Genomic DNA, 8,042 nt, shown 5'->3' with positions numbered 1-8,042 from the left:
ACCCTAAGGTGCAACAGGGTTTCCCTCTCCCTAATTCTAGGATGATCCTGGTGGAGGAATGTGAGGATGCCTTGAAAAATCAGCCAAGAATCAGCTAGGAAGAAAGATCGCCCACCGGGAGCGCCGAGGGCGCAACATCTAGAGATTACCAGCGACAGAGGTTGGCGCCCTCGGCCTGCACCAGGCGAAACTCCATCCAGGTCATTTCCCAACTGGGCGCTTTCGTCGGCCAGAGAGGACTATTCGGCAAATCAATGTCATGGTAGCGCTTTCCTTCATACTCAAAGGTCCAAAGGGGAAACCCCTCGTCCTGCATCCCATAGCGATGAATGAGTTTCTGGAACTCCACAACGGGCAAGAAATTACCTTCTAAATCCTGGAAGCGGCGGGAATCACGGGCAAAGTCAGGATTCATCTCCAACACCTTCACCAGGTCCTCCTGATATCCCCACACCTTAAGGGGGTTGGTTGCCAGCAGTAGATGATTAGAACGCGGACCCTCGGTTCGTAAATTGCTAAACATCGTAAAGGTGCCGGCGGTGCGAAGGCCTAAATAGGGCGACAGTCCAAACACAATCAGCACCAGACTGAAGATCAACAAAAACTTTGGCGTCCGAGCATTCCACAGGGGGACTCCCTGCCAGGCAGGCGGAGCCTCGGTCTGAACCAGGATCTGAAGGACGGGCCAAAAGAGCTGCAAACTGGCTCCAATGAACAAGAGTCCGGATACCACGCGATGGTATGCAAAAAGGGGCTGAATCTGGTGGTGAATCCCCATGATGCCTCCATCAAGCAGGGTCAACAGGACGTACAGATGGATGCGGTGTATCCTCCAGTTCAATAGGGAAATCGGCTGGCTTTTCAGAAGCCGTTGACTGTACGGAGCTGGAATGAATGTAAACAGTAGCGCGGTGGCGAAGGAACTAAAGTCTACAAATCCAATTAAGGACAAAATAAGATGCATGAGCCACGAGAAGACCACAACGTAAAGCTGCGCTCTAGGGACACACAGACCTGCAGCTCCCAGACATTCCCACAGAATAATCATGACTGCCGTGGAAATGACCAAGACAGCCGGAACCGTCATGCTTAAAATTGGAACTGCGATGAGCACAAACAGGCCAATCATCAGAGGAGCAATCACTCCCAAAAGCTGACGTCGGTATCTAGGCTCAATGAGGTGGGCAAGGGAAACTGGGCTTGCCCGGTAGAAGAGATAGGTGATCAACAGCAGCCCCAGCCCTAGGACTGTACTGGTGGGAATTCCCCAAATTTGAGAACTGAGCATCAGGTTCATGCGCTGGAGAATAAATTCCCCAGCGCAGGACACCTGCGGGTTAAAAAAATCCTGATTGAGTTTGTGAAATCCGGCAAAAAAGTAGGTGGTGATCAGCGTGATCCGCAAAGGAGGACCGATCATTTCGTAATAGGACTGGTCCGTGGGATATCGAGCTGGCCGGATCCACGAGTAGACCATGCCGGTCATGAGCAAGACATTGCAAAATAAAAAGACATTGCCATGGTTAGAAAGGTTCGGAAAGCGATAAATGAGAATCTCTGCAGTGGTAATGAGCAGGAAAATAAAGAAATCGAATCTTTTGAACCCTCGGACAAGAATGGCGATCACCAGGGCAATGCCCGCAAAGGTGGAGAACCCCTGATCCCACGTCTCCATTTGATCTAGGAGATAGGAGATCATGTAGAGGATGGCAAAGAAGGAAAAGGAATTCATGATGATGGGAGGACTGTAACAGCAACGGAAACGTTTGAGCGATCCACCGGAACCCGCAGGTCATCCTCTGAGGGAATCAAGTCTTTAGATCCACAGACTGCAGGAAAAATGCTCAGGGCGATCGCCCCGGCTAGAAACTGCGCATAATCTCTAGATATTTTGTGCTAGAAAAGTCCTCCTGGGCATCAGCCCAAAACTCTGACGTTTTCAGGTAGGTTGGATAAACGCTGAGGTCAGCAATCTGTCTCCGATTTACCCAAACAATATCTAAAATAGCCAGGGCATCGGTGGCATCGACGGGTAAATACTCGCGGCTAATCGTTCCCTGGAAGGAATCGGTGGCCATGTAGAATGCAACATGGCGAATGTGATGGGTCGCATCAATAAACTCATGCACATAGGCAATGCGAGAGACCTGGACATCCAGCCCAGATTCTTCTTTGGCTTCGCGCTGGGCACAGGCAAAGATGGACTCGTCCTCCGCTTCGAGTCCGCCCCCCGGAGGCAGCCAGAGGATTTTTCCGGGGCGCGTTCGGCTTTGGTGCTTAATTAAAAGAATTTCCTGGGGATGGGGGCGCGGGCGCATAATTAAGGCAGCTGCCCGGACTCGATGGCGCATAACACACTGGGATCAGGAGGAAGGGTCGATTTCCACCCTATTACAGATTCGGACCGGGTTGATGTCACGGTGAGTGCCATTTTTTCGCTCCAAGCAGACAGATGACTGGGAGAATGAGCGGCCAAAACCCATGCTACATTGCAGGAGTGCAGTGACTGTGTTGAGCTTGTGGAGTTAGCATCCGTGAGAACGGGAATCATGAGGAAAAACCAGGGAAATCCGGCGAATCAGCATCCGGTTTGGCAGGCTTGGCCAGGCTGGAGGTTTGCCTGTTTGCTAATGGTGATGGGGACTGTCGGGATAATCTCTGCACCGGTCCGGGCTGAAGAACCATCCGATCGACCCTATGCGATTTTTGTGAATGGGTTTCTCGATTGCTGCGCCTGGAACACGCAGAAAAACAGCGGTTCCCAGGGGATGACGGTCCTCCAGACTCGCCTTGAGCAGGAATTGGGGGCGGAAATTCGGCGAGTTCCCTACAGCAGCTTTACAGATCAAGGAACCCACATTGGTGCCTTTGGAGAATTGGCCAGCATGGATGTGGACCTGAGCAATAAGGGGTTTATTCGGCAAGGCGCAGACTTTATTAACCAGAACCTTGATCCCAACCGCCCACTGATTTTAATCGGTCACAGCTTTGGGGGAAACTCGGTCTTGAAGCTCTTGCCTGAAATTAGCCACAGTCGCAAAATTCTCTTCGTCGGTATTTTAGATCCCGTAGGCCCCTTTGGACTGAGAAAAACAGTCCGCAGCAGCAGGATCCCTGGCAACGTGGGCTATTTTTACCATCGCTGGCAGATGAACGGATTCCCACCCGTGGATTATCGTAAGAGTGGCCGCATTTTTGGCTGTCAAGCCCATATCAAATGTGATCAAGCAGACCTGAGTCTGCGAGAGGTGGCTGACGTCCCGGCTATCACCGCGACTGCTTCGCCCAGTGCCCCGGCCCCGGCCCCCCCCGTCCGAGACTCAACCATTTACAATCGCAGTTTCCTGTGTAATCAGTTCGAGCAGGTGGGACTGAAAGAGAAGGTTGAGTTTCTCTGTCCCCCGGGCGTGCAACCCGTGGCGGTGCCTGCCAATGCCATCGCCCACAGCAATATGCCAGTTTTGCCCGAGGTGCAGCAACAGATGGGGGATATCCTGGTTCAGCTGCTCACCCGCGATGCATCCGGTGCTAAAGATCTCCCCTCCTCTGCCCCACTTGCATCTCCCGAGGCCGGATCACCACCTGCCGCTCCCGAGGCTGAAGAATAAGAGGGTGAGAGTCATCCATCGCGATGGATCCCCGGTGGGCACATGAGAGGCAAAGCATGACCTGGCGATATCGAGTTCAGCAGTGGGTGGCCAGACAAACTGGCTTCCATATTCTTCGCACCCTTCCCAGAGGGATTGATGTTTGCCGCGATATCCAGCAGGCCTTTCCTCGCTATGTTATGGAGGTCATCTTTGATGTGGGGGCCAATCTCGGTCAATCTGCGCAGCAATACCGCTATCACTTCCCCGATGCGACCCTCTACTGCTTTGAGCCAGTGGCGGCAACATTTCAAGCGCTTCAGGCTCAGCTGGGCCGGAAGCCTGGTGTTCACTGTATTCAGCTGGCCCTGGGTGCCCAGGTTGGAACCGCGAGAATGCGGCTGGTGGGCAGTTCAGACCGCTTTTCGATGATAGGGGATCAGGACATGCAGGCCCTAGGGGAGACAGCAGACCTGGAGGCGATCGCTGTCTCCACGGTGGAGCAATTTTGTCAAACCCAAAAGATTCAGCAGATCAGTTACCTGAAGATTGACACCGAGGGGCGAGATTGGGAAGTCTTAATGGGAAGTGAGTCCATGCTGCTGGACCAGCGAATAGATTTTGTGGAGGTGGAGGCAGGCATGAATCCTATGAACCAGTTCCACGTTCCCTTAGCGCGCTTTAAAGATCATTTAGAAGCGCACCAGTATGTTTTATTTGGACTCTACGATCAAATGCATGAATGGCCCACCCGGTCTCCCCAGTTGCGCCGCGCCAATCTGGTGTTTGTGTCCCAGAAAGTTCTGGGCTCCCCACTTCCTTGAGGCTGATCCGAGGGCAATGCCCGCTGAGGTCAAGTCAACCGCTGATCCCCAACGGTCCCTTCAAAATGATGCGCCTTTAAGCCCATGATCAAAGACTTGAGTCCAGCCAGTTTAATTTGGACCACCTGCGTCTTTACGGGCTTTGTGCTGTCTGTTTGTCTGCACGAGTTTGGCCATGCGCTGGTTGCCTACTGGGGAGGCGATCGATCCGTTAAAGAGAAGGGCTATCTCACCCTAAACCCGCTGAAATATACCCATCCCACCTACAGCATTGCCATGCCCCTGCTGTTTTTGCTGCTGGGAGGACTGCCCCTGCCGGGGGCCGCCGTCTACATCAACATGGCGGCGCTCCGCAGCCGCGCCTGGCGGAGCGCCGTAGCTGCAGCAGGTCCCCTGGCCACAATTGGCGTAGCCGGGGCGATCGCCCTGGTGCTGCATCGTCTGAGTCCCAACTACGAATGGGTGCGCTTTCAGGCGGCTGCGGCCCAGCAGTTGAGTTTGCATGCCCTCACCCTGGAAAGCTGGTTAATTTTGGGGCTGCTACTGTTGTTGACCCTGGAGGTGGCTGGGGCTGTCCTCAACTTAATGCCCATCCCAGGTTTAGATGGCTACGGAATCCTGGAGCCCTGGCTGCCCGGATTCCTGCAGCAACAGATGCGGCAATTTGCCCGCTACGGCATTTGGATCCTATTTGCGGCCTTCTGGCTCATTCCAGACTTCAGCCGAGGTTTCTGGACCCTGGTGTATGGTCTAGTGAACGGTCTGGGCGCCCCGCCTGAAATGTCCTCACTGAGCTTTTACCTGTTTCGTCAAGGGGCTCAGGTTATCCTATTGATTCTGCTGGGGATCTGGATTCTGTTTAACCAGTGGAAAAAGCGCCAGTCTCCGGTGTAAGGCCGATCGCCTTGTGTTTGGATTGAGCGAGAATCCCCAGGAAAAATCCTAAATACCCTGGGGGGCTTGCATGGCCTTAGAGGGCGTCAAAGAAGGTCCCAGCAGGCTTTCATTCTCTGGATGGAACCATTGAGATCCATTTTCCTGGAGCACTTTTTGACGATAGGCCGTGATAACGGCAAAAGCTGTGTTTTTCATCAGGAATGAGTGATGTGTGACCCTACCGCTCTAGTGTGGCCCCCAATCTTCAGAAATCTGCTCAGTTGTTTTACGGATTTTTGAGTCCCCTTTTTAGGACCGGGCTCCCAACAGGTTAGGGCGCCAGCGTGTTTTCACGGATTACGGGAGGCGGTGGACCCGTCCAAAGGGGGCCAATCCGAAGGAGTCCCGTCAGAACAGAGACAGCAGCACACTGCTTGCATCCCCTGAAGGCTAACCCCATTCCTGGGCAGACGCCTGGCGGGCATCTTGTCTGCCCCCTGACCTATCGCCAGACTCCAATTGTTGATAGTTCTACGATTCAACGGGCTACCGTTTTCAGTGCTAACGATTAGAGTCTGCATGGGGGATAGCGGTGTCATTCCCAAAGGTAAATCGAAAAAAACGACGACTGCAGCGATTGCAGCGATAGGGTTTGAGTCTGAGCATTGTCAGTAGCCGACGTTCTAACCATCCTCGCCGCGTTGAACGTCGAGTGTCGCGACTCCCACAGCTACATCGCTTCATCATGTGGTTTCTCCTCATGCATCACAACTCAGACAATGATGAATAAGCCGTGATTCCAACCGAGGTTGCCATCGGGTTAAGAAGGCTTATGGTTCTGAGTTGAACTATCCCCAAGCTCTAAATATCAGATTCAGGGGGGATAATCAATTAAATCGCTCAGCGTAGAAAAATGGCGAGTTAAGTTCCTCTCCCTAACTTTCCCGAACCTACTTTTTCTGCACTGAACTATCCTATATTGATGCGGTAATTTGGGCCTGACACAGACCCAACCCTATGTCTACGTACCCAGCCCTTCGGCAATATCCGCGCAGGGTGATTTCATCTCCGTCCTGTAGAAATCTGCGCTGTTCGCCGGAGGGAAGCTCAAAGGGTTGAGCCCCCCGGCGCGTGATTTCTAATAGCGATCCCTGGGACCCTTCCTCTGCGCCTGAAATCGTACCGCTAGCCAGCAGATCCCCAGATCGCAAATTGCAGCCATTACTGGTGTGATGCGCCACCATCTGGGCCAAGGTCCAGTACATGTCTTGGAAGTTTGCCTGGCTCAGCCGAAGGGCCTGGATTCCCTGATCTTTCATGAGGGCCGATTGCAACCAGACCTCAACGGTGAGATCAATGCCCCCTTGCTTGGCATTGTCAAAACAGGACAGATAGGGAAGCAGAGGCGGGTCCTCCGCCAGACGGGTGAAGGCTGGACAGCGAAAGGGGGCGATCGCTTCCAGGGTAACCACCCAGGGGGAGAGACTGGTGGCAAAGCTTTTCCCTAAAAATGGCCCCAGGGGCTGATACTCCCAAGCTTGAATATCACGGGCTGACCAATCATTCACCAGACAGAGGCCAAAAATTGCGCTCTCCGCCTGGGCAATCGGGATGGGTTTCCCCAAGGCATTCCCCTGGCCAACCAAAAAGCCGACTTCCATTTCGTAGTCCAGCGCCTGGGTGGCGCCGAAATGGGGATAGGGCTCATCCGCACCTTTTCTCTGTCCCTGGGGGCGAGGGATGGGCCTGCCGCTGAGAAGCAGGGAAGAACTTCGCCCATGGTAGGCGATGGGGAGGTGTTTATAGTTGGGCAGCAGCGGGTTGTGGGGCCGCAGCAGTGACCCCACATGGGTGGCATGGAAAAGGGAGGCATAAAAGTCGGTGTAATCACCGATGGTTGCCGGGATCTGCATCTCCACTTGCAGATCCTGCAGCAGGAGATCTTCGCTCAGCCGCGGTGGGGGACAATCGGCCCGCAGCAGATTTTGCAGCAGGGGCCGGAGCATAGCCACGGACCAAGGGCCTAAGGCCATGAGGGGATTGAGACTCGACTCAGCGCAGGCTTGCTGGAGGACCTCTGGCAGATTTTGCAGATGCCCGGATCGATAACACTGATGCAAGTCTAAAATGCGATCGCCAATGGCCACACCAATGCGAGATTCCTGGGGCTGATCCCGCCGCTGGAAGACTCCAAAGGGTAGATTTTGAATCGGAAAGTCTGTGCCGGGCTGATTGGCAGAGGAAATCCAACTGCGGAGCTGGGGGTCATGGGTAGGATTGAGATCGCGATTCATGACAGGGCACTTAGGGCTTGAGCACTGGAGGGAATTAGGGACAGGGCAGCCAGTTCATGAATTGGATCTTGAAACGAGCAAGATCCAAAGGCCTGAAAGAACTGGCGTCGAGCGGTGTGGATTTGAGTCAGGGTCAGGGACCGCTGCTCCCACTGGAGTACCTCAGCGGTAAAGTGAAAGGGGCGCAGCGACGGCGAAGCCAGAATAGTCTCAAGCTCCTGCAGGGATAGGGGGTCATGATAGGCAAAGGCCGCAGCGATCGCCAGGTTTAAAAAACCCTGCATGGGGAGGACGGGACTCTCTGGATGAGATGAAAGGGGATAGTGCCCCGGCAAAGCGTGGTGCAGGCCAGCGGTGGCCTTAAAGGGACGCTTTGCCTGAGCAAGATGGGCGATGACCTGAGCGAGCTGAGGTGCGGTGGGAAATGCAGCGGGCGTGAGCCCTCCGGTGCGGATTTTGGC

9 protein-coding genes are annotated in these 8,042 nt (G+C 54.1%); 3 read left to right on the top strand and 6 right to left on the bottom strand.

What is annotated here, in order from left to right:
* Positions 1-145: 145 nt before the first annotated feature.
* Positions 146-1,732 (bottom strand): hypothetical protein, encoded by a 1,587-nt coding sequence (locus QQ91_RS02585; RefSeq protein WP_166283871.1) that lies wholly within the window; start codon positions 1,730-1,732, stop codon positions 146-148.
* Positions 1,733-1,862: 130 nt separating this feature from the next.
* Positions 1,863-2,351 carry an NUDIX domain-containing protein gene (locus QQ91_RS02580; RefSeq protein WP_166283869.1) on the bottom strand — a complete coding sequence of 163 codons (489 nt, stop codon included), beginning with the start codon at positions 2,349-2,351 and terminating at the stop codon, positions 1,863-1,865.
* Between the two features lie 198 nt (positions 2,352-2,549).
* Between QQ91_RS02580 and QQ91_RS02575 the strand changes: the two genes are divergently transcribed.
* From QQ91_RS02575 to QQ91_RS02565, 3 genes are all read left to right on the top strand, one after another.
* Complete coding sequence (locus QQ91_RS02575) at positions 2,550-3,608, top strand: hypothetical protein (RefSeq protein ID WP_166283867.1); 1,059 nt, start codon at positions 2,550-2,552, stop codon at positions 3,606-3,608.
* Between the two features lie 56 nt (positions 3,609-3,664).
* Positions 3,665-4,411 (top strand): FkbM family methyltransferase, encoded by a 747-nt coding sequence (locus tag QQ91_RS02570; RefSeq protein ID WP_166283865.1) that lies wholly within the window; start codon positions 3,665-3,667, stop codon positions 4,409-4,411.
* An 84-nt stretch (positions 4,412-4,495) separates the two neighbouring features.
* The gene (locus QQ91_RS02565) at positions 4,496-5,305 is read left to right on the top strand and encodes a site-2 protease family protein (RefSeq protein WP_166283863.1); all 810 of its coding nucleotides are present in this window, start codon (positions 4,496-4,498) and stop codon (positions 5,303-5,305) included.
* A 48-nt stretch (positions 5,306-5,353) separates the two neighbouring features.
* Here QQ91_RS02565 and QQ91_RS02560 read toward each other — a convergent pair whose 3' ends face one another.
* The 4 genes from QQ91_RS02560 to QQ91_RS02545 form a co-directional block, all read right to left on the bottom strand.
* Positions 5,354-5,503 carry a hypothetical protein gene (locus tag QQ91_RS02560; RefSeq protein WP_166283861.1) on the bottom strand — a complete coding sequence of 50 codons (150 nt, stop codon included), beginning with the start codon at positions 5,501-5,503 and terminating at the stop codon, positions 5,354-5,356.
* Between the two features lie 345 nt (positions 5,504-5,848).
* The gene (locus QQ91_RS02555) at positions 5,849-6,034 is read right to left on the bottom strand and encodes a hypothetical protein (protein ID WP_166283859.1); all 186 of its coding nucleotides are present in this window, start codon (positions 6,032-6,034) and stop codon (positions 5,849-5,851) included.
* Between the two features lie 227 nt (positions 6,035-6,261).
* The gene (gene fahA, locus QQ91_RS02550; RefSeq protein WP_166283857.1) at positions 6,262-7,581 is read right to left on the bottom strand and encodes a fumarylacetoacetase; all 1,320 of its coding nucleotides are present in this window, start codon (positions 7,579-7,581) and stop codon (positions 6,262-6,264) included.
* Positions 7,578-8,042 (bottom strand): hypothetical protein (locus tag QQ91_RS02545; RefSeq protein ID WP_236096256.1); only part of this gene is annotated, 465 nt, incomplete at its 5' end. The genes fahA and QQ91_RS02545, both read right to left, overlap by 4 nt.

The organism is Lyngbya confervoides BDU141951 (assembly GCF_000817775.3).
In the GTDB taxonomy this organism is placed as follows: Bacteria; Cyanobacteriota; Cyanobacteriia; order Thermosynechococcales; family Thermosynechococcaceae; genus Lyngbya; species Lyngbya confervoides.
The sequence above is the reverse complement of the archived record's forward strand: the minus strand, read 5'-3'. Positions and strand labels throughout refer to the sequence as shown.